Raw genomic sequence first — 22310 nt, 5'->3', positions numbered from 1 at the left:
GCGTCCCCCTGCCCTGCCGTCGCCTTTCGTTCGAGGCTCGTCATGAGCCTCCCGAAAGCGCAAATCGTCACCACTGCAATCATCGTATCATCCCGACAAGGTTGCCATTCGTTTGTCCCCGGCGACACAAGACACTTCGCCGGACCTTAGCGGAACGGTAGGAAGTTAAACTTGCGCGAGGATGAAGATACCGCATTGCATCGAACCTCGCAGACAGGCTCGACCGAGCATCAGGCGGCGACCAGCGCCGCGCAATCTTAGCCCTGCCGGAACAACTGCAGGATGTTTTCGGCGTTGGTGTTGGCGATCTGGAGTGACTGGATGCCGAGTTGCTGCTGGGTCTGCAGCGCTTTCAACCGCGTCGACTCTTCGTTCATGTCCGCATCGACCAGTCGGCCGACACCCTTGTCGATCACGTCGGTCAGCGAGGCGACGAAGCTTTCCTGCAGATCGATGCGCTTCTGGATCGAGCCAAGGCTCGAAGCGGCACTGGTCATCGCCAGAAGCTGCTTGTCAAGAAAACGCTCCATCATATCAAGCACCGCGTCGGTGTTCGGCGCCGAACCCGGGACCATCGTATTCATCTTCACGACGAGGTCATTCAGCTTGTTGATATCCACCGTGGTGACGGAAATGCCAAGTTTTCGGTTGTTGAGATTGTTCGCTGCGGTCACAACGAAATAGTATTTCGTCGTGCCATCGTCGTGCGCGGGGGTCGTTACCGCCGGTGCCGTAGCCGGATCGGTCGTCGTCACCTGAGCCCACTTGCCTTCCGCAACCTTCAGATAAAAATTGCCCCCGACAGCATATATGCTCGCGTCAGTTGTATTTGTATCCGCGCCCAGTGCCATAAGCTGACTTTCGGCGAGAACCGAGACGGCGTAGGACGCGTTCGTTGAACCCATCGTGCCGTTGGAGGTGGTCATGTCCACGGCGACTTCGCTTTCGGCGACGAACTTCACGGACGAGTCCAAGATGCCGAGATTGCCGCCGTTGAGGTCGAAAAGGACCGTCTTGGAATCAAGCGTATAGTCGACGGTCTTGACCGCGACCTCACCGGAGGCAGTGCGGGTGAACGACGCAACCACCTGTTTGACGACCGGCTTCTCCTGGGCGTTGGTACCGCCGTCGCTAATATAGTCCTGAAGCCAGTTCTCGCCGGAGAAGGTCGCCGAGTCCGAGATGCTCTTCAGCTGTTCCTGGAGCTGGGCGATTTCTTCCTGGATCTTGCCGCGATTGGAGCCGACGCCGTAAGCCGCAACGATCTTGGATTTGATTTCGACGACGGTGTCGATCGCACTTTCCATCGCCGTGTAGGCGGTGTCCACCTTGGCGGCGCCGAGGCCAAGCGCGTCCTGGATGGTCGAGAGCGCATGATTGTCGGAACGCATCGTGGTTGCGATCGACCAGTAGGCGGCATTGTCCGCGGCCGTCTGGACACGCATGCCCGAGGAAACCCGCGCCTGAGTAATTTCCATGTTGCGGTCGATCGAGCGCAACGTCTGCAGGGCAGCCATAGCGGCGGGATTGGTCAGGATGCTGGTCATCGGCCGTGCCTCGGTCAAATGGTCTGGAAATCCGGAGTACTTCACCGGAAACGACGAGAGGCATCATGCGTACCGCCACTCAGCATCACAGATGCGGGCGGTCTGTCGTTCTTAACAAATCGTTAAATCGACAGTTATCAAACCCGGTTGAGGATTGGCAAGAAGTTAATGAAGTCTTAACGGCTTATCCGACAACCGTGCAGGTTTCGCGCAAGCCACGCTCCAAACGCGAAAAACCGCGCCTCTTTCGAGACGCGGTCTTCTTTCCAGAATATTTGCTATCACGCCAGCAGAGCAGGACGAAACCGCTCCTAGCCTAGAGCGCCGCTTACTGACGGAAGAGCGACAGAATATTCTCGGAACTGGTATTGGCGATCGAGAGCGACTGGATCGCAAGTTGCTGCTGGGTCTGCAGGGCCTTGAGCCTGGTCGACTCTTCGCTCATGTCGGCATCCACCAGTCGGCCGATGCCGCTGTCGATGGAGTCGGTCAGCTTGGAGACGAAAGCTTCCTGCATGTCGATGCGCTTGTTGATCGACCCGAGTTTTGCCGTTGCGCTGATGAGCTTTTCGAGCTGACCATCGACGAACGAGTTGAGGGCGGCCATGAGATCGGCGTCGTTGGCCTTGGTCCCCATCCCGAGATAGCTGACACCGTTCGAATTGCGATAGTCATCGAGCTTGGTGATGTCCAGTTCGGAGATGGAGATGTTGGCGGCGTACTTGATGCCTGCGGTTGCCGTTGCACCGGCCGAGAAATCGTATCCCTTGGTGGTGTAGACAGCGTCGATGTAGGCGCCGCCGACCTTGATGAGATAGGTGCCGCTGGTGCCGGACGTATAGATGCCGTTGGTGTCGCCCTTCATGTAGACGCCGCCGCCGACATCCTTCCAGAGCGCGTCCGTTGCGTAAAACGCGGCAGTGTTGATCTTGCCGAAGTAATCCTTGTGGTTTGTCGTGCCATCGTCAAAGTTGATCGCCCGGAAGCCATTGTAGGAATTGCCGTCGAGCAGACCGCCGTGACCGCCGCTCAAGTCGAACAGGACGTTCGTTTCATTAAGAACGACATCCACCGATTTGACAGCGACGTTGCCATCGGGATCACGGATGAACGAGCTTACAACCTGCTTGACGACCGGGCTGGCCGCGTAGATCACGCCCGTGGTGGGGTTGGAGGCGCCGCCGACTTCGGCCTGCAGCCAGTTTTCACCGGAGAACGAAGCAGAAGACGTGATGCTCTTCAACTGATCCTGCAGCTGCGAGATTTCTGCCTGGATCTTCGCCTTGTCGACGCCGGCTTCCGAGGCGGTAACGAGCTTGTTCTTGATTTCCTTGACGACGTCGACAACGCTTTCCATTGCGGAATAGGCGGTATCAACCTTGGCGGCGCCGAGACCGAGGGCGTCTTGAACCGCGGAGAGAGCGCCGTTGTCGGAACGCATGGTGGTCGCGATCGACCAGTAGGCGGCATTGTCGGAAGCGGTGCCGACGCGCAGGCCGGAGGAAACCCGGTCCTGGGTGGTCTGCATCTGGCTATCGATGTTACGCAGAGTCTGGAGAGCAGCCATAGCTGCGATATTGGTAAGAATGCTGGTCATTTTGGTTTGCCCCTTGATTGGCTAGATGGAAGGGACATTTCCGGGATTACACCGGTGAACGTTGGCTTGGCCTGATGCCTGTTAACCTTTTCTTCGTCTTGGTTAACCCATCGTTTCGATGAGCTCAGTTAAGGTGGAAATGGTTAACAAAGGTTAAATGGAATTTAGGAAAGTTAACAAAAACTATCGGGACATAAAAAAAGCCGCGCCCCAAAAGGGCGCGGCTTCTTTGTGCGGTGACGCGTCTGATTAACGGAACAGCGACAGGATGTTCTGCGAGTCGGAGTTGGCAATCGAGAGCGACTGGATCGCCAGCTGCTGCTGGGTCTGCAGTGCCTTGAGCCTGGTCGACTCTTCGTTCATGTCCGCATCCACCAGTCGGCCGACACCCTTGTCGATCGAGTCGGTGAGCTTGGAGACGAAGTCGGACTGCATCTCGAGCCGCTTCGCAACGGCGCCGAGCTTGGCCGCCCCGCTGTTCATCGCTTCCAGCTGACCGTCGACGAACGAGGTCAATGCCGCCATGATATCTTCATCGCTGGCTCTGGTGCCGAGGCCGAGGTAGCTGACACCGCTGGAGTCGCGGTAGTCTTCGAGACGGGTGATGTCGAGGTCGGAAACCGAGATGTCCGAAGAGTACTTGATGCCGCCCGTCGCCGTCGCGCCGGCCGAGAAGTCGTAGCCCTTGGTCGTGTAGATTGCGTCGATGTAAGCGCCGCCAACCTTGATCATGTAGGTGCCGTTGGAGCCCGAAGAGTAGACGCCGTTGGTATCGCCGCGCATGAAGACGCCGCCGCCGATGTCCTTCCAGACGGAGTTGGTCGCATAATACGCCGACGTGTTGATCTTGCCGAAGTATTCCTTCTGGTTGGTCGTGCCGTCGTCGTACTTGATGGCGCGGAAACCGTTGAGAGCGTTGGCGTCGAGAAGACCGCCGCGGCCGCCGCTCAAGTCGAACAGGACGTTGGTTTCGTCGAGGACGACGTTGATGGACTTGACCGTGACATTGCCGTCGGCATCACGGATGAACGAACCGACGAGCTGCTTGGTAAGTTCGCTGGAGGCGTAGATTATGCCGGTGGTCGCGCTCTGCGAGCCGCCGATTTCGGCCTGGAGCCAGTTTTCGCCGGAGAACGAAGCGGAGGAAGCGATGCTCTTCAGCTGGCTCTGCAGCTGGGTGATTTCTTCCTGGACCTTGGACTTGTCGACGCCCGGTTCGGAAGCGGCAACCAGCTTGTTCTTGATTTCGGTGACGACGTCGATGGCCGATTCCATGGCGGAATAGGCAGTGTCGACCTTGGCGGCGCCGAGGCCGAGTGCGTCCTGAACTGCGGAAAGAGCGCCGTTGTCGGAACGCATGGTGGTCGCGATCGACCAATAGGCGGCGTTGTCGGAAGCAGTACCGACGCGCAGACCCGACGAAACTCGGCTCTGCGTGGATTCCATATCGGTCGCGATGCCGCGCAGCGTCTGCAGAGCAGACATAGCTGCAATGTTGGTAAGAATACTTGTCATTTTAGGTGCCCCTTGAGTGGCTGATTACGAAAAGGGACATTCCGGATTTCACCGGGAACAGCGGACAGCATCATGCTTGTTAACCATTTAATTTTCTTGGTTAACTCACTGTTTCGATGCTGTTAGGTAACCGCAATATGGTTAATGAATATTGAAGCCGATCGGGAAATTGAGAAAAGCGATTAGGAAATTGAAAAAGCCGCGCCCGAATTCGGACGCGGCCCTTTTTTAAGTCCATGGCGTGGTCAGCCTCCGCGCCATTTTCCCTGTATCGATTAACGGAACAGCGACAGGATGTTCTGCGAGTCGGAGTTGGCAATCGAGAGCGACTGGATCGCCAGCTGCTGCTGGGTCTGCAGTGCCTTGAGCCTGGTCGACTCTTCGTTCATGTCCGCATCCACCAGTCGGCCGACACCCTTGTCGAAGGAGTCCGTCAGCTTGGAGACGAAGTCGGTCTGCATATCGAGACGCTTCGAGACCGCGCCGAGCTTGGCAGCCGCGCTGTTCATCGCTTCGAGCTGGCCATCGACGAACGAGGTCAGTGCAGCCATGAGGTCTTCATCGCTGGCTCTGGTGCCGAGGCCGAGGTAGCTGACACCGCTGGAGTCGCGGTAATCTTCGAGCTTGGTGATGTCGAGGTCGGAAACGGAGATGTCCGTGCCGTACTTGATGCCGGCCGTCGCAGTCGCACCAGCCGAGAAGTCGTAGCCCTTGGTGGTGTAGACTGCGTCGATGTAAGCGCCGCCGACCTTGATCATGTAGGTGCCGTTGGAGCCCGAAGAGTAGACGCCGTTGGTGTCGCCCTTCATGAACACGCCGCCGCCGATATCCTTCCAGAGAGCATTGGTGGCGTAGTAGGCGGACGTGTTGATCTTGCCGAAGTATTCCTTGTGGTTGGTCGTGCCGTCGTCGAAGTTGATGGCACGGAAACCGTTGAGGGCGTTGCTGTCGAGAAGACCGCCGTGGCCGCCGCTCAAGTCGAACAGGACGTTCTGTTCGTCGAGGAGGACGTTGATGGTCTTGACCGCGACGTTGCCGTCGGCATCACGGATGAACGAACCGACGAGCTGCTTGGTGATTTCGCTGGAGGCGTAGATGATGCCGGTGGTCGCGCTCTGCGAGCCGCCGATTTCGGCCTGGAGCCAGTTTTCGCCGGAGAACGAAGCGGAGGAAGCGATGCTCTTCAGCTGGCTCTGCAGCTGGGTGATTTCTTCCTGGACCTTGGACTTGTCGACGCCCGGTTCGGAAGCGGCAACCAGCTTGTTCTTGATTTCGGTGACGACGTCGATGGCCGATTCCATGGCGGAATAGGCAGTGTCGACCTTGGCGGCGCCGAGGCCGAGTGCGTCCTGAACCGTCGAGAGCGAGCCCTTGTCGGAACGCATGGTGGTCGCGATCGACCAATAGGCGGCGTTGTCGGAAGCAGAACCGACACGCAGACCGGAAGAAACGCGGCTCTGCGTCGATTCCATGTCGTTGCTGATGCCGCGCAGCGTCTGCAGAGCAGACATAGCTGCAACGTTGGTGAGAATGCTAGTCATATTGATTGCCCCTTGAATGGCTAATTGTAGGAAGGGACATTCCGGATTACACCGGGAAACGCGGTCAGCATCATGCTTGTTAACCATTTAATTTTCTTGGTTAACTCACCGTTTCGATGGCCCAAGAATGCAGCAATATGATTAAGGAACATTGAAGCGAACCAGAGAGAATAAAAAAGCCGCGTCCGAATTCGGACGCGGCTCTTTTTGAAGGTCAATAACGCGGTCAGCCTCCGCGCCATTTTCCCTGGTTCGATTAACGGAAGAGCGACAGGATGTTCTGCGAGTCGGAGTTGGCGATCGAGAGCGACTGGATCGCCAGCTGCTGCTGGGTCTGCAGTGCCTTGAGCTTGGTCGACTCTTCGTTCATGTCCGCATCCACCAGTCGGCCGACACCCTTGTCGATCGAGTCGGTGAGCTTGGAGACGAAGTCCGACTGCATGTCGATGCGCTTCGATACGGCGCCGAGCTTGGCCGCAGCACTGCCCATCGCTTCCAGCTGACCGTCGACGAACGAGGTCAGTGCCTGCATGAGATCCTCATCGCTGGCTTTGGTACCCAGACCAAGGTAGCTGACACCGCTGGAGTCGCGGTAATCTTCGAGCTTGGTGATGTCGAGGTCGGAAACGGAGATATCCGCTCCGTACTTGATGCCGGCCGTCGCAGTCGCACCAGCCGAGAAGTCGTAGCCCTTGGTGGTGTAGACTGCGTCGATGTAAGCGCCGCCGACCTTGATCATGTAGGTGCCGTTGGAGCCCGAAGAGTAGACGCCGTTGGTGTCGCCCTTCATGAACACGCCGCCGCCGATGTCCTTCCACTGGGCAGTGGTCGAATAGATCGCCGACGTGTTGATCTTGCCGAAGTATTCCTTGTGGTTGGTCGTGCCGTCGTCGAAGTTGATGGCGCGGAAACCGTTGAGGGCGTTCTGGTCGAGAAGGCCGCCGCGGCCACCGCTCAAGTCGAACAGGACGTTGGTCTCGTCGAGGACGACGTTGACGGACTTGACCGAGACATTGCCGTCGCTGTCGCGAACGAACGAACCGATGAGCTGCTTGGTGATTGCGGTGCCGGCATCAATGACGCCCGTGGTCGCGTTCTGAGTGCCGCCGATTTCAGCCTGGAGCCAGTTTTCGCCGGAGAACGAAGCGGAGGAAGCGATGCTCTTCAGCTGGCTCTGCAGCTGGGTGATTTCTTCCTGGACCTTGGACTTGTCGACGCCCGGTTCGGAAGCGGCAACCAGCTTGTTCTTGATTTCGGTGACGACGTCGATGGCCGATTCCATGGCGGAATAGGCAGTGTCGACCTTGGCGGCGCCGAGGCCGAGTGCGTCCTGAACCGTCGAGAGCGAACCCTTGTCGGAACGCATGGTGGTCGCGATCGACCAATAGGCGGCGTTGTCGGAAGCAGAACCGACACGCAGACCGGAAGAAACGCGGCTCTGCGTCGATTCCATGTCGTTGCTGATGCCGCGCAGCGTCTGAAGCGCGGCCATCGCCGACACGTTGGTGAGAATGCTAGCCATAGTTGATTGTCCCTTTGAACTAAATACTTGGAGGGGGACATACCGGACTGATTATATTACCGGCACTTCGGTCCGGCATCATGCCAACTCGGTACCTTCGCTCCGAAGGAACACCAAACCCGTCGTGTGAGGCAAATCTCGCAGCAATTCCTTGCTAAGTTCTTTAAACAGAACGAGAACCCGGAAACCGTTCGACCAGCATAATTAACGAAAGGTATACGAGGAGCCCGGTTAAGGGAGGTCGGCTTCATGCAAGCTTGGCTTGCCACGATGCGCGGTGAAGCCGATTTGCCGGGACGCCGGCACAACTTTACTGGAGCGGGAAGCCTTGAAACCCCTGAAGATACAACGGCAATACGTCGCAGCACAAAATCACTTCGACAAAAAAGAATATCACGATGTATTGGGCATCCTGAACAAGCTGCTGGATGTTCACAAGGATCCGAGGCACTACGCACTCCTGGGCGCCACCCTGTTGAAGCTCAAGATGAAGACCGAGGCCGCTCAGGCTTTCCAAATTGCCGGCGAGATGGAATCTCCGCATAAGCTCAAGTACACGCGCGAAGCCATGCGCCTTCATTTCTCCAATAACGACGACATCAACGTCCTGCGCCTCGGTGCGCGCAACCTCAAAGAGGCGATTGCCGATCCGGACATGGCTGTCCTGATGTCCGGCGCTCTGATGCGCCAGGAACTGGAAGGCGCCGAAGCTTTCCGCAATACGCTGGCAAGAAGCGACGAGCCGACACACCGCCAGCTCGCTGCCCGCTCGATCCGGCTCCAGGATCGCAGCGACGAAGAGAACAAGTGCATCCTGGAGATCTTCGAGAAAGATCCCGAGGATCGGATCGTGCGCAATTTCTATCTCTCAGCTATGAGAGACGCCCTCGATTACGATATCATCCGCAAATACGAGCCTATCCAATTCGAGGAAATCGCCAGGGGCGAATTCGAAGCGGTTGCCGACGAGGTATCGCTCTTCAATCTGCGCTGGTGCGACGATGAAAAGACGAACGCCATTGCAGGCGCCAGAATGGGTGAACGGAAGCCCAAGAATGCCGCCTCGAAAAGGCATAACATGCCGCATCGCTGGGGTCATAAATTGCGCATCGGCTATCTCTCTGCCGACCTTTGGACGGAACACGCCGTCATGAAGGCGCTTCGCGGCATATTGGAATCGCACGACAAGAGCCGTTTCGACATCACGCTCTTCTGCAACGCTCCTGCCGAACGGCTGCGCAACGACAACAACGCCATCCGCGAGGAATGGGGCAGGGTTGTCCGGATCCGGGGCATGACGGATGACGAGGCGGCCGAAGCCATCAAGGCCGAGAATATCGACATCCTCGTCGACCTGCAGGGGCACACTGCGGAAAACCGGGTATTCGTGATGAACCGGCAGACCGCGCCCGTGCACGTGACCTGGCTCGGCTATCCGGGCACCGTGGTCAACGTCGACATCGACTATCTCATCGCCGACAGCACGGTGGTTCCGGAAAGCTCCTTCCCGCATTATTACGAGAAGATCTGCTGGATGCCCGAGACGTTCTTCCCGAACGAAGCGGTTCACCGCCCGATGCCGCAGCCGATCGATCGGGCGCTCTGCGACATGCCGCAGGACGCCTTCATCTTCTCGTGCTTCCACAGCCACTGGAAATTCACGCCCGCAACCATCGACCTTTGGGTACGCGTCCTCAAGGAAACCCCGGAGAGCTATCTGTTCCTGATCTGCCGCGAACGGTTCGGTGCTCGAAAGAACCTGATCAAGGCCTTTGCGGAAGCGGGAATCCCCGAGAGCCGTCTGATGTTCGGCGATCGCGTCAACAACTACGCGGCCTATATCAACCGTATCGGCCTGACCGATCTCGGTCTCGATACCTATCCTTACAACGGCCATACCACGACCTCGGAAAAGCTCTGGGCCGGGCTTCCAATGCTGACGCACAAGGGCAAGAACTTTGCGTCGCGCGTCAGCGAAAGCCTGCTGAATGCCCTGGGCCTTCCGGAAATGGTTGCCGAGGACAAGGATGACTTCGTTCGCCGCGCCGTCCACTACTACAACAACCGCGAGGAGCTCAAAGAGGTCCGGAAACGGCTCGAGGCAAACCGCTTCACGCACCCGCTGTTCGACGCCGAACGCTATTGCCGGCATCTTGAGACCGCCTACACGATGATGGCGGACCGGGCCAAGGCCAAGATCAAGCCCGACCACTTCAGCGTCCCGGCCCTTCCGCCGCGGGAAGGCCCCTTCAGCTCCCGCAGTAACTGATGCGAATGGAAACGGCGGGGATCCCCCGCCGTTTCCATTTCAGCAGCTCTGCTGCCAGCTAATTGAAGGAACGAACCAGGCTCCCGACCAGCAGGTTCCAGCCGTCGATCAGGACAAAGAAAAGGATCTTGAAGGGCAGCGAGATCGATGTCGGCGGTAGCATCATCATACCCATAGCCATGGTGATTGCCGCGACGATCATGTCGATGACCAGGAACGGCAGGATGATCAGGAAACCGATCTCGAAACCGCGCCGTATTTCCGAGAGCATGAAGGCTGGGATCAGGACGCGGTAATCGACGGCTTGCGGCGTACCAACGGACTGGTTTCGCTCACGGGCGATTTCGACAAAGAGTTCCAGATCCTTGTCGCGCGTATTGGCGGACATGAACACCCTGAACGGCTCCGCGATCCGTTGAACCGCCTCCGCCTCGGTGACCCGGTTTTGAAGAAGCGGTTGGACACCCTCGTTCCATGCCCTGTCGAAGGTGGGCGACATGACGTAAAACGTCATGAACAGCGCCATGGAAACCAAGATCATGTTCGACGGCGCGGTCGACAGGCCCATGCCTGAGCGCAGGATCGAGAAGGCGATCACGATCCGTGGAAAACTCGTGACCATGATCAGGATGCCGGGGGCGACGGAGAGAACCGTCAACAGCCCGAAAGTCCGGATGATCCACGCGGCTGCGGAACCATCGACCGGCAGATTGAGAAGATCCGCAGGCGATTGCTGGGCGAGCGCGAGCCCGGGTGCCGCCATCAGAGCGACGAACAGGTAGATCAGCCGAATCATGCGATCACGAAGGTCCTTTGCGTCATCTTCGATAGTCACCCTGACCAATGCAGGTCAACACCTGTGGGCCGGGTGCGGGGAGTCGTACACAGAAAGGACGCCGCTCTAGTCGAACCAATGCCTGGGTTGCCGACGCGATCTTCATTCAGCCTGGCGCAAGTCTGGTCGAATAGCCTCAATCCAGGAATAGCTAATGGACGTACAGAGCCTGGAAAAGCCCCATGCCGGCTCTCACGTCGATCGGAAGCGCCTCGGAACATCCGCCGCTGAGCGTCCCTTGCTTGCGGCGAACCCGGTGCGTTTTCGAACAAATCAGGTCGAGGAAATTCGGTGACTTCCATCAAACTCAGCATATGCATCCCCACCTACAACCGTGAGAAACACCTTCACGATTGCCTGGAACGGTGCCATCGCGATTTCCGCTTCGATTTCCCCTATGAAATCGTCATTTCCGACAACGCCTCGACGGACAATACCGGCGCGGTCGCCAAGGAATTCATCGAGCGGGGAATGCCGATCCGGTATGTCAGGGGTGCGGAGAATGTGGGGATGATCCCCAACATGAGCAGCTCCCTGCGGCTGGGACGCGGCGAATACCTCCTCTACCTCGCCGACGACGATCGCCTGATCCCGCAGGAAGTCGCCAATATCGTTGCTTACCTCGATGAGAATCCGAACATTACGGTCTGCCATGCGCCGTGGGCGATGTATGACGGCATCAACGAAGTCGAGGGCGGACTGTTCTACACGGTCAACGAAGACAAGGTTTTTCCGCAGAAAAGCTTCGCCGAAGTTTTCAACTATATGTTCCGGGGCCACATCTTCCCTGAAATCGGTATCTACCGCGCCAGCGCTTTCCGGTCCTCATGGGTTCCCAGGGATATCTGCTTCTACCCCTTCCCCATGCTTGCCCACTTCCTGGACCAGGGTGACATCGCTTTCCGCAAGACGCCCTTCTATCGTCAGGTCATCGCATCCGGCGTCGAACGCGATCGTGTTCAGGGGGGCGCTCAGATCGCGGCGACCGGATGGGACCAGTACCGCGGCGGCCTGGAATACTTCCTCTATTTCGCATCCAAACGCGGCAAGGTCGGCACCTCGCCCGACGAACGCGCGACCCAGGAGCATCTCTGCAGAAACTTCACGCTGCAGCGGATGGCCGTCTCGATGCGACTGCTCGTCGGCATGCGCGAATATGTGAAGGCGTACGAGGTCTATACCAGAATGGTCTTCGGAGGCTTCGACGAGCATCCGGAGGTCATGTCCTTCAAGGAAGGCGGATTGCTTGCAACGGCGCTGCAGACCCTTTCCTGGCAGCTGGGGGTAACTGCAGGTATCGAGAACCTCGTCATCTCCGGATATCCGGACATCGTAACCCTCAAGGAACGGCTCCAAAGGGTAAGGTTGCCTTCGCGACTGGAGATCATCGACGAGCCGGCGGAACCTACGCCCGCGCAACTCGAGAATACGGCGATCCTGGTACACTTGCCGGAAGAGCGCATCCGTTTCGTGGAAATGGGTTATTTGCCGAACCTCGTGTTTGCCCAGGACGACCTGATCAAGACCATTTTGCTCTAGCGCATGAAGGCGTTTAGCCGATCGCCAGAGAAGCCTATTCGCATGGTTTGCTGGCGGTCGTCGTTCAATGGATAAGCCGTCAGTTACGGAGAGACGGAATTGAAAGCTGTAATTCTCGCCGGTGGGTTGGGAACCCGCATCTCCGAGGAGACGCATCTCAAGCCCAAGCCGATGATCGAAATCGGCGGACGGCCGATCCTGTGGCACATCATGAAACTCTACTCCGCCCACGGCGTGAACGAGTTCATCATCTGCTGCGGATACAAGGGCTACGTCATCAAGGAGTATTTCGCGAACTACTTCCTGCACATGTCGGACGTCACCTTCGACATGGCCTATAACGAAAAGCAGGTCCATCGCCGCAGCGCCGAGCCCTGGAAAGTCACGCTGATCGATACTGGCGAAGCGACGATGACAGGCGGCCGCCTGAAGCGCGTCTCCGAATATCTGCGCAACGAGGAAAGCTTCTGCTTCACCTATGGCGACGGCCTGAGCGACGTGAATATCACCGAACTCGTCCGCTTCCATCGTTCGCATGGCAGGAATGCGACGGTCACCGCCGTCCACCCGCCGGGCCGTTACGGCGCGCTCGAACGCTCCGGCAACCAGGTCACCGGCTTCGTCGAAAAGCCGCGCGGCGATGGCGGCATGATCAATGGCGGTTTCTTCGTGCTTTCGCCGAAATGCATCGACCTCATCGAGGGCGACAACATTCCGTGGGAGTCTGCGCCGATGGCGAACCTCGCCACGATGGGCGAACTGATGGCCTACGAGCATGAAGGTTTCTGGCAGCCGATGGACACGCTGCGCGAGAAGAACCTTCTCGAAGACCTTTGGGCCTCCGGAAAAGCACCATGGAAAATCTGGCCGTGAGCGGCGGGGCTCGCCCGGACCGCGGTTTCTGGGCGGGTAAACGCGTTGTTCTGACGGGGCATACGGGTTTCAAGGGCGCCTGGCTTTCGATCTGGCTCGGACGTCTCGGCGCCGAGGTCACCGGCATTGCTTTGCCGCCCGAGACGCAGCCCAGTCTTTTTGCACTCGCACGGCCTGATCTCAAGGAAAGTCATTTCCAGGATATCCGCGACGCCGCCAAGCTTGCCGAACTGGTACGTTCCGCATCGCCAGAGATCGTGATACATCTCGGCGCCCAGGCCCTGGTGCGCCCGAGCTATCAGGATCCGCTCGGCACGTTCGCGACCAACGTGCTCGGAACGGCCAACCTGCTCGAAGCGGTCCGTTCGGTCCCAAAGGCGCGCGTCGTCGTCGCTATCACCACGGACAAGGTCTACCGCAACCTCGAACATGCCTTCCCCTACCGGGAGACGGATCATCTCGGCGGGCACGACCCCTACAGCGCCAGCAAGGCGGCATCCGAGATCGTCATTGCGAGCTATCGAGATTCGTTTCTGCGCGAAAAAGGCGTGGCGGCCGCCAGCGCCCGGGCCGGCAACGTGATCGGCGGCGGCGATTGGTCGGCTGACCGTCTGCTGCCGGATGCGGTGCGCGCCTGGCAGTCCGGCAATACGCTCAGCGTCCGGCGGCCGGAGGCGAAGCGCCCTTGGCAGCATGTGCTCGAGCCGCTTTCGGCCTATCTCGTGCTTGCCGAACGGCTATGGGTCGATCCGGCGATCGGCGATGCCTTCAATTTCGGCCCGATCAGCCATGAAGCCGCGCCGGTGCGCCAGGTCATCGAGATTGCCCGCGCCTCCTACGGCCGCGGCGAAGTCGAATATGGCGACGGCACTGAAGGCCCGCACGAGGCCGGCTGGCTTGCCTTGGAAACTGCCAAGGCGCGGCATATGCTGGGCGTCGAACCGCGCTGGTCGCTGGCGGAAGCCGTCGACCGGACCATGAAATGGTATCGTGCGCAGCATGACGGCGCCGGCGCCCGCGCGCTTTGCGAAGCCGAAATCGCCGAATACGAGGCACGCCCTTGAGCCGCTTCACCGTGACCGACCTGCCGCTTGCCGGCCTGAAACTCGTCGAACGCCAGATCCTCGGCGATTCGCGCGGTTTCCTGTCGCGCATGTTCTGCGCCGACGAACTGGCGCCGGCGGGTTGGGCAAAACCGATCGCCCAGATCAACCTCACGATGACGGCGCGTATGGGCACGGTGCGCGGCATGCATTTCCAGCACCCGCCGCATGCGGAGATGAAGCTCGTCAACTGCCTGCGCGGCGCAGTCTGGGATGTCGCCGTCGATCTCAGGCATGATTCGCCGACCTTCCTGAAGTGGCATGCCCAGGAGCTTTCCGCGGAGAACCGGCGCTCGCTGCTAATCCCGGAAGGGTTCGCGCATGGCTTCCAGGCGCTGACCGACGACTGCGAACTCCTCTATTTCCATTCAATGCCCTATGCATCCGGCTCCGAAGGTGCGCTGAACGCGCAGGATCCGGTTCTCAACATAAGCTGGCCGCTGGAGATCACCGAAATGTCGGATCGGGATCGCGGCCATCCATACCTGACATCACAATTCACGGGACTGACGCCATGAACTGCCGCCACTGCGGTACCGCCCTCCGCTGCGATTTCCTGGACCTCGGCTTCGCGCCGCCGTCCAATGCGTATCTGACCGCCGAGGACCTGTCCAAGCCGGAAGTCTATTTTCCCTTGAGGCTGCAGGTCTGCGAGGAATGCTGGCTGGTTCAGACCGAGGATTATGCCTCGGCCGAATCACTCTTCAGTGCCGAATATGCGTATTTCTCCAGCGCATCGACGAGCTGGCTCGCCCATGCAGCCCGTTATGTCGAAATGATCAGCTCCCGGCTCGGTCTCGGCCGGGAGAGCATGGTCATCGAGGTCGCATCGAACGACGGTTATCTCCTGAAGAATTTCGTCAAGGCTGGCATACCCTGCCTCGGCGTCGAGCCGACGGCGAGCACCGCCGAAGCCGCCGAGGCGCTCGGCATCCCGGTCCGCAGGGAGTTCTTTGGGGAGGCGCTTGGCAAGCAATTGGCCGGCGAAGGCAAGGGTGCCGACCTTATCCTCGGCAACAATGTCTATGCTCATGTGCCCGATATCAACGATTTCACGCGCGGCCTGAAGGCGGCGCTAAAGGCCGGCGGTACAGTCACGCTCGAATTTCCGCATGTGATGCGGCTCATCGAACACAACCAGTTCGATACGGTCTATCACGAGCACTTCTCCTATCTTTCCCTCTTCACGGTCGGAAAGATCTTCGAAGCGGCGGGCCTGCGCATCTTCGACGTCGAGGAATTGCAGACCCATGGCGGCAGCCTGCGCGTCTATGGCTGCCATGCAGGTGATTCGCGCCAGACAACCGAAGCCGTTACCGCGCTGCTCGGCGAAGAACAGCGCCGCGGCCTTCAGGCGCCGGCGATCTATGCCGACTTCCAGGCCAAGGCCGAAAAGGTCAAGAACGATGCCCTGGCCTTCCTGCTGGACGCCAAGCGCGAGGGCAAGACGGTCGCAGCCTATGGCGCCGCTGCCAAGGGCAACACGCTTCTGAATTTTGCCGGCGTCAAGCCGGACCTGCTGCCCTATGTCTGCGATGCCGCCACGGCCAAGCAGAACAAGTTCATGCCCGGTAGCCACATTCCGATCCTGCATCCGGACGAGATCGTCGCGCGCCGGCCGGACTATGTGATGATCCTGCCCTGGAACATCGCGACCGAAGTCCGTCAGCAGCTTGCTTCGCTTGCCGATCAGGGCACCAGGTTCGTAACGGCCGTGCCGGAATTGAAGATCATATGACGCCACTCGTCCTGCTCACCGGGGGAACAGGTTTTGTCGGCCGGCAGGTGCTGCGGGCGCTGACGGAATCCGGTGCGCGCGTGCGGGTGATCCTACGTGAAGGATCGGCGGAAAGCCGGCTTGGCGATCTCTCCGCTGTCGAGAGCATCGTGCGGACGCCGGACCTGTTCCGCGAGCCGGTCGAATGGTGGGCGAAGGCCCTCGACGGCGTCGATACGGTCGCGCATGTCGCTTGGTATGCGGAGGCCGGCAAATATCTGCAGTCGGCGGAAAATATCGTTTGCCTCGAAGGTACGTTGCGCATGGCGCAGGGCGCTGCTCTTGCGGGCGTCAAGCGTTTCGTCGGCGTGGGAACGTGTTTCGAATACGACGTCTCGGCCGGCATGCTCGCCACCGATACGCCGCTGCGTCCGATCAGTCCCTATGCCGGCGCGAAGGCCGCTGCATTCCTGGCCCTGTCGCAATGGCTGCCGCTGCACCGGATCAGCTTTGCCTGGTGCAGGCTCTTCTATCTTTTCGGCGAGGGCGAGGACGAGCGACGGCTGTTTCCCTATCTTCGGACGCAGCTTGCCGCAGGCAAACCGGTGGATTTGACCAGCGGCAACCAGATCCGCGACTTCCTGGACGTTCGGGAAGCAGGAAGGCAGATCGCCGACATCGGACTTGGCGACAAAACGGGAGCAGCCAACATCTGTTCCGGAATTCCGGTCACCGTGCGGCAGATAGCCGAGCGGTTGGCCGACGAGTATGGTCGACGCGATCTCCTGCGATTCGGCGCCCGTCCCGACAATCTGGTGGATCCTCCCTGCGTTGTAGGATTAACGAGGTGATGACATGACGACGAAAGATACCCTGCTGCTTTACGAACAGCCGCAGTTGCCGACCTTCCAGAACCGCGTTTATCCCACGGCGGCGGAAGCTAGAAGCTGCGCCAAGGGCGACATACGCCTGGTACAGGACATGAAGACGGGCCTCATCTACAATGATGCGTTCGACCCGAAGCTCATGGACTACGACGGCAATTACAACAACGAACAGGGTGTCAGCCGGCACTTCCACCAGCATCTGGAAATGGTGGCCGGCATCGTCGAGCGGACGATGGGCCGTGAGAACCTGGTCGAGGTCGGCTGCGGCAAGGGCCTCTTCCTTGAGATGCTGCTCGAAAAGGGTTTCGGCCTCACCGGCTTCGATCCCACCTACGAGGGTACCAATCCGCGCGTGAAGCGGCATTATTTCGAGGCCGGCGTCGATGTGCAGGGCGATGGGCTGATCCTTCGCCACGTGCTGGAGCACATTCAGGACCCGTACGATTTCCTCGTCGAACTCTGCAAGGCGAACGGCGGCAAGGGCCGCATCTATATCGAAGTGCCCTGCTTCGACTGGATCATGGAACACCGCGCCTGGTTCGACGTGTTCTACGAGCACGTCAATTATTTCCGCCTGTCTGACTTTCATCGGATCTTCGGCAATGTCATCGAAAGCGGTCGAATTTTCGGCGGGCAGTACCTCTATGTGGTGGCCGAACTGGACTCGCTGCGGCCACCGGTGCGCGAAGAAGCCGATCGCGTCGCGTTTCCCGCCGACTTCACCCGCACGCTGGGCGACCGAATCGCCGACGGCGACAGCTCTGCGATCTGGGGCGGCGCGTCGAAGGGAGTGACCTTCTCGCTGCTGAAGTCCCGCCAGGGGCAGCCGGTCGACATGGTGATCGACATCAATCCTGCCAAGCAAGGCAAATTCCTGCCGGCAACCGGCCTGATGGTGCAATCGCCGGAACACGCACTGGCGAAACTTCCCCACGGCTCGACCATCTACGTCATGAACTCCAATTATCTCGAGGAAATTCGAATGCTGTCTCACAACGCTTACACCTATGTGGGGATCGACAATGAGTGATTTCACCAAGGAAGTTGAAGCCCGCGTCGCGGCCGTCCCTGGAAACAAGGAGCTGAACGACAGCGCCGCGCAGTTCATGCGCACGTCGATCGCCTCGCAATATTCCTACAACTACTTCTGGCTCGGCCGGCCGATCATCCAGTATCCGCAGGACATGGTCGCCATGCAGGAGCTGATCTGGACGGTAAAACCCGACCTGATCATCGAGACCGGCATCGCCCATGGCGGCTCGCTCATCCTCAGCGCCTCGATGTTGGCCCTGCTGGAACTGTCAGAAGCCGCTGAAAAGGGCGAGGTCGTCGATCCGGCCAAGCCGAAGCGCAAGGTTCTCGGCATCGACATCGACATCCGGCCCCACAACAAGGCAGCGATTGAGGCCCACCCGATGGCATCCCGGATCGAAATGATCCAGGGCTCCAGCATCGCGCCCGAGATCATGGACCAGGTCCGCAAGGTCGCTGCCGGCTATTCGCGCATCCTGATCAGCCTCGACAGCAACCATACGCACGAACACGTTCTCGAGGAACTCAAGCTTTATGCCCCGCTTACCAGCGTCGGCAGCTATTGCGTCGTCTTCGACACCGTTGTCGAGGATCTGCCGAAGGAATTGGCCGGTGATCGTCCGTGGGGACCGGGCGACAATCCGAAAACGGCCGTCTTCGAATATCTGAAGACCCATCCGGAATTCGAGATCGACAAGTCGATCGAGAACAAGCTGCTGATCACCGTCGCCCCGGACGGCTTCCTGAAGCGCCTGCGCTGAACGAACGGACCCTCTTCCCGGAGAACCGGAAGAGGGTCCCCACCGGACAGAGACCCGAGCAAACAAAAAAGCGGCCGTTTGGGCCGCTTTTTTTCGTGCGTTGTCTTTGAAATCCGTCCCTATTCGATCACGAAGGATCGGAACATCACCTTGGCGACCTTGCCCTGCGAGCGAAGATCGACGCGTTCCTTGATATCGTCCTTGAGATACTGGAAGCCGCGCGGGCCCTCGATCTGCTGGAGCGAAACGGTGCGCATGTAAGCGAGGATATCCTGGTGGATATTTTCCGCGAGTGTCAGTTCCGGCGGCCCCTTGAAGGCAAGTGCCACTTCGAGCCGGATCCAGTTTTCGGACGGATAGGCGAGATTGGTGGTGATCGGCTCGAGGAGAACGACGCCGTTGGCCTCGGTGGAAATATGGGGAAGCCCCTCTTCCTTCTTGCCGGCCTCGCCATGTTCGCCGCCGGCTGCCGCCGTCTCGTGCTTCTGCGCCGCGTCCGGATCCTTCGGAGCGATCATGCCACCGACGACCCAGCCGCCGCCGGCGCCGATCACGGTCAGGATCGCGACGCCCGCGATGACCATGATGGTGCCACTCTTCTTGTTCTTAGCGGCGTCGGCCGCCTGTGCTTCATCCGCCATGGTCTTCAAACCTTCACATCAAGAGACCTTCGCCCAGGTCCGTCAGAAGGGCGAGAACATATCGACGACCTGCTGACCGACCGGCGGCTGCTGGACTTCCGTCAGGCGACCGCGGCCGCCGTAGGAGATGCGGGCTTCGGCGATCTTGTCATAGGAGATCATATTGGTGGAATCGACATCCTGCGGCCGGACGATACCGGCGACGTTCAGAATGCGGATTTCGTGGTTGACGCGCACTTCCTGCGAGCCGCTGATCAGGAGATTGCCGTTTTCGAGAATACCGGTCACGACGGCAGCCACGAGCAGCTTCAGGCTTTCGGCACGCTTGGTCGTTCCCTTGCCCTGCGAATCCGTGCTCGAATCCGTACCGAGATCGCCGGTAGTGCCCGCTTTCGGAGTCCAGCCGAATAGGTTGCTGAGGTTGGCACCCCAGGTCAGGCTGGTGGAGTTCGTGCGGTTGCGTTCCGTCTCGTTGTCGAACGACGCCTTGTCGTTGATCTTGATATCGACCGTCAGGATGTCGCCGACGTTCAAAGCCCGCGAATCCTTGAAAAGCGCAGCCTGATTGTCGCTCCAGAGCGAATAGCCGCTGGCCATCTGCCGCGGCTGCTTCGGATAGGACGACATCTGCGGCGCCTGCGCATATTGCAGGCCGCTGCCGATCGGGCTCATCGCCGGCGCATTGCCGATCTCTTTGATCGTCTGGCTAGAACAACCAGCCAGGAACAGAACGGCCATGATGGCGGGAATGCGTTTCGTCATGAGGGCACTTTCGGAACATTGGGAGCGCGTGCTTTCGACGTGTTGGGGTCGGAAGCGCTTGAGATGATCGTCGAGATCATGCCGGCCTTCTGCGGGTCCATTTCCGCGAGGAAAAGGGCCGACTGGCGGGCCGGAAGCTGCATGATGATCGCGGCTGCGACCTCCATGTTCATTTCTCCGAGCTGCGGTGCTGCCGCATCCGGTTTCATCGTTTTGAAGATGTCGACAAGGCCCGCCTGGGCCCGCGCCAGGAAGTCGTTGCGGCGCTTCAACCAGTCCTGGTATTCGGCGGTACGATCCTGAAGGGCCTTGATGCGGGTATCGACATCCGCCTGCAGCTTTTCAAGCTCCTGCTTCTGCAGGAGATAACGCTGATCGCGCGCGGCATCGGCGATATTGGTGCAGAATTTCTGGATCTCGTCGCTGGTCGACGCTTCGGTGACCGGCGGCGGCTGCTGTGCTCCGACCTGTGAAACCAGCGTCAGGACAGCAGCAGCGGCGAGGACGCGGCGTGCCAGCGTCTTGGATACGGAAATGGTGAATAGCGTCTCGGTCATTGCAGGACGAGCTCCGCTTGAAGGGCGCCGGCGGACTTGATGCCTTGCAGGATGGCGATGATGCCGTCCGGCTTGACGCCGATGCTGTTGAGACCAGCGACCAAGGTCCTGAGATCCGGACCGTTGAGGAGCGCGACCTGGCCGCCGTCCTTCATCGCCATGATATCCGTCTGCGGCTGAACCGCCGTCTCGCCGCGCGAGAAAGGTTCGGGCTGGATCACCTGCGGGGTCTCCGTGACCTGCACCGTCAGCGTGCCGTAGCTCACGGCAACGCGCGAGATCTTCACATCCGCGCCGATGACGATCGTGCCGGTCCGCTCATTGACGACGACCTTTGCCGGCGTATCGGTCTCGACCACGAGGTTCTCGATCTCGGCCATCAGCCGCGTCAGATCGGCGGACTTCGGCTTTTGAACGATCACTTCCTGGCTGTCGCGGGGTTCTGCGATGGGACCGCCGTACCGGCGGGCGGCGAAGCTGTTGACGATGTCGGAGACACGTACCGCGGTCGAGAAGTCCGGATTGCGGAGCTGCAGGACGAGGTTCACCGAGTCCTTGAACTTGGACGGCAATTCCCGCTCGACGATCGCGCCGTTCGGAACGCGGGCCGCCGTCGTCACGCCTTCGGTCAATGTGGCCGCCTGGCCCTGGGCCGAGAAGCCGGACACGACCAGCGCCCCCTGGGCCACGGCGTAGATCTGGCCGTCGGCACCGGAAAGCGAGGTCATGACCAGCGTGCCGCCGCGCAGAGAGGTCGCGTCGCCGAGCGAGCTGACCGTGACGTCGATGCGGCTGCCGGGGCTGGCGAAGGGAGGCAGGTTGGCCGTGACCATGACGGCCGCGACGTTCTTGGCGTTGGACTGGCTGCCCTGGGTCGAAATGCCGAGGTTCTGCAGCATCGCCTTCATCGACTGGTCGGTGAAGGGAGACGAGCGCAGGCTGTCGCCCGAGCCCTGAAGACCGACGACAAGGCCATAGCCGATCAGCTGGTTGTCGCGGCCGGCCTGCAGGGACGCGATGTCCTTGATGCGGGCGGTGACGACATAGGGACCGTCGGCGGACGCCGGCGTGCCACCGAGGAGGGAGCCGATCACGGCAAGCGTCGTAAGGAAGAGACGGGTTCTCATTTCGCCATCACCTGGATCGTCCCATCAGCCATGACGGTACCGCTGACCGTGACACCCGAATCGATGTTGCGCACACGAATGACATCCCCGACAGCCGCGTTCTCAAGCGGCGCGCCGGAGGCCGAGATCGTCATGGCGCCGATGGTGAAAGTCAGGCGAACCGACTTGCCGCGAGTGACCGCGAAGGCTTCGCGAAGCGCCGAAACTGGGACGGTGCGGCCGGGCAGCAGCGTGCGCTTTGCCACCATGCCCACGACTTCCTCGGTCCTGCGGGCATAGTCGCCGCCGATATTCGGATTGGTGACCTGCACCTCCTCGACCCTGCCCTCGGTGATCTCTTCGCCGGGATAAATGGTCTGGACCGGCACAACGGCCGTCCCCATGCCGGCGAGGACCGGCGAGCCCGTTACGGCGAGAAGAGCTGCCAGGAGCCGCAAGGCCAGCCTGGCGCCAATCGCATTTTTCCGGCGAAACTTCATGTCTGC

General features: G+C 59.7%; 20 protein-coding genes. 9 read left to right on the top strand and 11 right to left on the bottom strand.

All coding sequences use genetic code 11. From position 1 onward, the window contains the following. Window positions 1-257 precede the first annotated feature (257 nt). From J2857_RS13460 to J2857_RS31250, 5 genes are all read right to left on the bottom strand, one after another. Window positions 258-1547 (bottom strand): flagellin, encoded by a 1290-nt coding sequence (locus J2857_RS13460; protein WP_210010649.1) that lies wholly within the window; start codon window positions 1545-1547, stop codon window positions 258-260. 328 nt (window positions 1548-1875) lie between these two features. Continuing rightward, entirely contained in the window at window positions 1876-3144 is a 1269-nt protein-coding gene (locus J2857_RS13455; RefSeq protein ID WP_210010648.1) for a flagellin, read from the bottom strand. Window positions 3145-3393: 249 nt separating this feature from the next. Beyond that, a complete protein-coding gene (locus J2857_RS13450) occupies window positions 3394-4659 on the bottom strand; it encodes a flagellin (RefSeq protein ID WP_210010647.1) in 1266 nt (421 codons plus the stop codon). A gap of 275 nt (window positions 4660-4934) precedes the next feature. Continuing rightward, the gene (locus J2857_RS31255) at window positions 4935-6200 is read right to left on the bottom strand and encodes a flagellin (protein ID WP_210010646.1); all 1266 of its coding nucleotides are present in this window, start codon (window positions 6198-6200) and stop codon (window positions 4935-4937) included. A gap of 256 nt (window positions 6201-6456) precedes the next feature. Next, window positions 6457-7722 (bottom strand): flagellin, encoded by a 1266-nt coding sequence (locus tag J2857_RS31250; protein ID WP_210010645.1) that lies wholly within the window; start codon window positions 7720-7722, stop codon window positions 6457-6459. A gap of 328 nt (window positions 7723-8050) precedes the next feature. On the opposite strand from J2857_RS31250, the gene J2857_RS13435 reads away from it, so the two are divergent. Next, complete coding sequence (locus J2857_RS13435; RefSeq protein ID WP_210010644.1) at window positions 8051-9991, top strand: glycosyl transferase; 1941 nt, start codon at window positions 8051-8053, stop codon at window positions 9989-9991. Window positions 9992-10049: 58 nt separating this feature from the next. On the opposite strand, the gene fliP is transcribed toward J2857_RS13435, so the two are convergent. Further along, complete coding sequence (gene fliP / locus J2857_RS13430) at window positions 10050-10787, bottom strand: flagellar type III secretion system pore protein FliP (protein ID WP_046630710.1); 738 nt, start codon at window positions 10785-10787, stop codon at window positions 10050-10052. A 330-nt stretch (window positions 10788-11117) separates the two neighbouring features. On the opposite strand from fliP, the gene J2857_RS13425 reads away from it, so the two are divergent. The 8 genes from J2857_RS13425 (at window position 11118) to J2857_RS13390 (ending at window position 18738) form a co-directional block, all read left to right on the top strand. Beyond that, window positions 11118-12365, top strand: coding sequence for a glycosyltransferase family 2 protein (locus J2857_RS13425; protein WP_210010643.1), 1248 nt, complete (start codon window positions 11118-11120; stop codon window positions 12363-12365). A 99-nt stretch (window positions 12366-12464) separates the two neighbouring features. Continuing rightward, window positions 12465-13238 carry a glucose-1-phosphate cytidylyltransferase gene (rfbF, locus tag J2857_RS13420; protein WP_210010642.1) on the top strand — a complete coding sequence of 258 codons (774 nt, stop codon included), beginning with the start codon at window positions 12465-12467 and terminating at the stop codon, window positions 13236-13238. Beyond that, entirely contained in the window at window positions 13220-14302 is a 1083-nt protein-coding gene (gene rfbG / locus J2857_RS13415; protein WP_210010641.1) for a CDP-glucose 4,6-dehydratase, read from the top strand. Before rfbF ends, rfbG begins: the two co-directional genes overlap by 19 nt. Continuing rightward, the gene (locus J2857_RS13410; RefSeq protein ID WP_210010640.1) at window positions 14299-14859 is read left to right on the top strand and encodes a dTDP-4-dehydrorhamnose 3,5-epimerase family protein; all 561 of its coding nucleotides are present in this window, start codon (window positions 14299-14301) and stop codon (window positions 14857-14859) included. The genes rfbG and J2857_RS13410 overlap by 4 nt, the downstream gene beginning before the upstream one ends. Beyond that, the gene (locus J2857_RS13405) at window positions 14856-16079 is read left to right on the top strand and encodes a class I SAM-dependent methyltransferase (protein ID WP_210010639.1); all 1224 of its coding nucleotides are present in this window, start codon (window positions 14856-14858) and stop codon (window positions 16077-16079) included. Before J2857_RS13410 ends, J2857_RS13405 begins: the two co-directional genes overlap by 4 nt. Further along, a complete protein-coding gene (locus tag J2857_RS13400; protein ID WP_210010638.1) occupies window positions 16076-16909 on the top strand; it encodes an NAD-dependent epimerase/dehydratase family protein in 834 nt (277 codons plus the stop codon). Before J2857_RS13405 ends, J2857_RS13400 begins: the two co-directional genes overlap by 4 nt. A 4-nt stretch (window positions 16910-16913) precedes the next feature. Further along, on the top strand, window positions 16914-17975 hold the full coding sequence (locus J2857_RS13395; RefSeq protein ID WP_210010637.1) for a class I SAM-dependent methyltransferase: 1062 nt from the start codon (window positions 16914-16916) through the stop codon (window positions 17973-17975). After that, entirely contained in the window at window positions 17968-18738 is a 771-nt protein-coding gene (locus J2857_RS13390) for a cephalosporin hydroxylase family protein (RefSeq protein ID WP_037087076.1), read from the top strand. Before J2857_RS13395 ends, J2857_RS13390 begins: the two co-directional genes overlap by 8 nt. A gap of 119 nt (window positions 18739-18857) precedes the next feature. On the opposite strand, the gene J2857_RS13385 is transcribed toward J2857_RS13390, so the two are convergent. Genes J2857_RS13385 through flgA form a run of 5 tightly spaced genes read right to left on the bottom strand, consistent with a single transcriptional unit; the run spans window position 18858 to window position 22304 of the window. After that, window positions 18858-19379: a flagellar basal body-associated FliL family protein gene (locus J2857_RS13385; RefSeq protein ID WP_210010636.1), complete on the bottom strand. Its 522-nt coding sequence runs from the start codon at window positions 19377-19379 to the stop codon at window positions 18858-18860. A 42-nt stretch (window positions 19380-19421) separates the two neighbouring features. After that, on the bottom strand, window positions 19422-20141 hold the full coding sequence (gene flgH / locus J2857_RS13380) for a flagellar basal body L-ring protein FlgH (protein WP_037087079.1): 720 nt from the start codon (window positions 20139-20141) through the stop codon (window positions 19422-19424). Beyond that, window positions 20138-20698, bottom strand: coding sequence for a MotE family protein (locus J2857_RS13375; protein WP_210010635.1), 561 nt, complete (start codon window positions 20696-20698; stop codon window positions 20138-20140). Before J2857_RS13375 ends, flgH begins: the two co-directional genes overlap by 4 nt. After that, the gene (locus J2857_RS13370; RefSeq protein ID WP_210010634.1) at window positions 20695-21825 is read right to left on the bottom strand and encodes a flagellar basal body P-ring protein FlgI; all 1131 of its coding nucleotides are present in this window, start codon (window positions 21823-21825) and stop codon (window positions 20695-20697) included. The genes J2857_RS13375 and J2857_RS13370 overlap by 4 nt, the downstream gene beginning before the upstream one ends. Further along, window positions 21822-22304 (bottom strand): flagellar basal body P-ring formation chaperone FlgA, encoded by a 483-nt coding sequence (gene flgA, locus J2857_RS13365; RefSeq protein ID WP_210010633.1) that lies wholly within the window; start codon window positions 22302-22304, stop codon window positions 21822-21824. Before flgA ends, J2857_RS13370 begins: the two co-directional genes overlap by 4 nt. Between the last annotated feature and the right edge of the window lie 6 nt (window positions 22305-22310).

The sequence above is a fragment of the Neorhizobium galegae genome (genome assembly GCF_017877055.1).
Classification (GTDB): Bacteria; Pseudomonadota; Alphaproteobacteria; order Rhizobiales; family Rhizobiaceae; genus Neorhizobium; species Neorhizobium galegae_D.
Note: the sequence above shows the minus strand (reverse complement) of the source record. Positions and strands in the feature narration are given on the sequence as shown.

Excerpts from the sequence above, each read along its gene's own strand:
- J2857_RS13460 (WP_210010649.1), bottom strand. The coding sequence starts at position 1,547 with ATGACCAGCATCCTGACCAATCCCGCCGCTATGGCTGCCCTGCAGACG.
- J2857_RS13455 (WP_210010648.1), bottom strand. The coding sequence starts at position 3,144 with ATGACCAGCATTCTTACCAATATCGCAGCTATGGCTGCTCTCCAGACT.
- J2857_RS13450 (WP_210010647.1), bottom strand. The coding sequence starts at position 4,659 with ATGACAAGTATTCTTACCAACATTGCAGCTATGTCTGCTCTGCAGACG.
- J2857_RS31255 (WP_210010646.1), bottom strand. The coding sequence starts at position 6,200 with ATGACTAGCATTCTCACCAACGTTGCAGCTATGTCTGCTCTGCAGACG.
- J2857_RS31250 (WP_210010645.1), bottom strand. The coding sequence starts at position 7,722 with ATGGCTAGCATTCTCACCAACGTGTCGGCGATGGCCGCGCTTCAGACG.
- fliP (WP_046630710.1), bottom strand. The coding sequence starts at position 10,787 with ATGATTCGGCTGATCTACCTGTTCGTCGCTCTGATGGCGGCACCCGGG.
- rfbG (WP_210010641.1), top strand. The coding sequence starts at position 13,220 with ATGGAAAATCTGGCCGTGAGCGGCGGGGCTCGCCCGGACCGCGGTTTC.
- J2857_RS13405 (WP_210010639.1), top strand. The coding sequence starts at position 14,856 with ATGAACTGCCGCCACTGCGGTACCGCCCTCCGCTGCGATTTCCTGGAC.
- J2857_RS13400 (WP_210010638.1), top strand. The coding sequence starts at position 16,076 with ATGACGCCACTCGTCCTGCTCACCGGGGGAACAGGTTTTGTCGGCCGG.
- J2857_RS13395 (WP_210010637.1), top strand. The coding sequence starts at position 16,914 with ATGACGACGAAAGATACCCTGCTGCTTTACGAACAGCCGCAGTTGCCG.
- J2857_RS13390 (WP_037087076.1), top strand. The coding sequence starts at position 17,968 with ATGAGTGATTTCACCAAGGAAGTTGAAGCCCGCGTCGCGGCCGTCCCT.
- J2857_RS13385 (WP_210010636.1), bottom strand. The coding sequence starts at position 19,379 with ATGGCGGATGAAGCACAGGCGGCCGACGCCGCTAAGAACAAGAAGAGT.
- flgH (WP_037087079.1), bottom strand. The coding sequence starts at position 20,141 with ATGACGAAACGCATTCCCGCCATCATGGCCGTTCTGTTCCTGGCTGGT.
- J2857_RS13375 (WP_210010635.1), bottom strand. The coding sequence starts at position 20,698 with ATGACCGAGACGCTATTCACCATTTCCGTATCCAAGACGCTGGCACGC.
- J2857_RS13370 (WP_210010634.1), bottom strand. The coding sequence starts at position 21,825 with ATGAGAACCCGTCTCTTCCTTACGACGCTTGCCGTGATCGGCTCCCTC.
- flgA (WP_210010633.1), bottom strand. The coding sequence starts at position 22,304 with ATGAAGTTTCGCCGGAAAAATGCGATTGGCGCCAGGCTGGCCTTGCGG.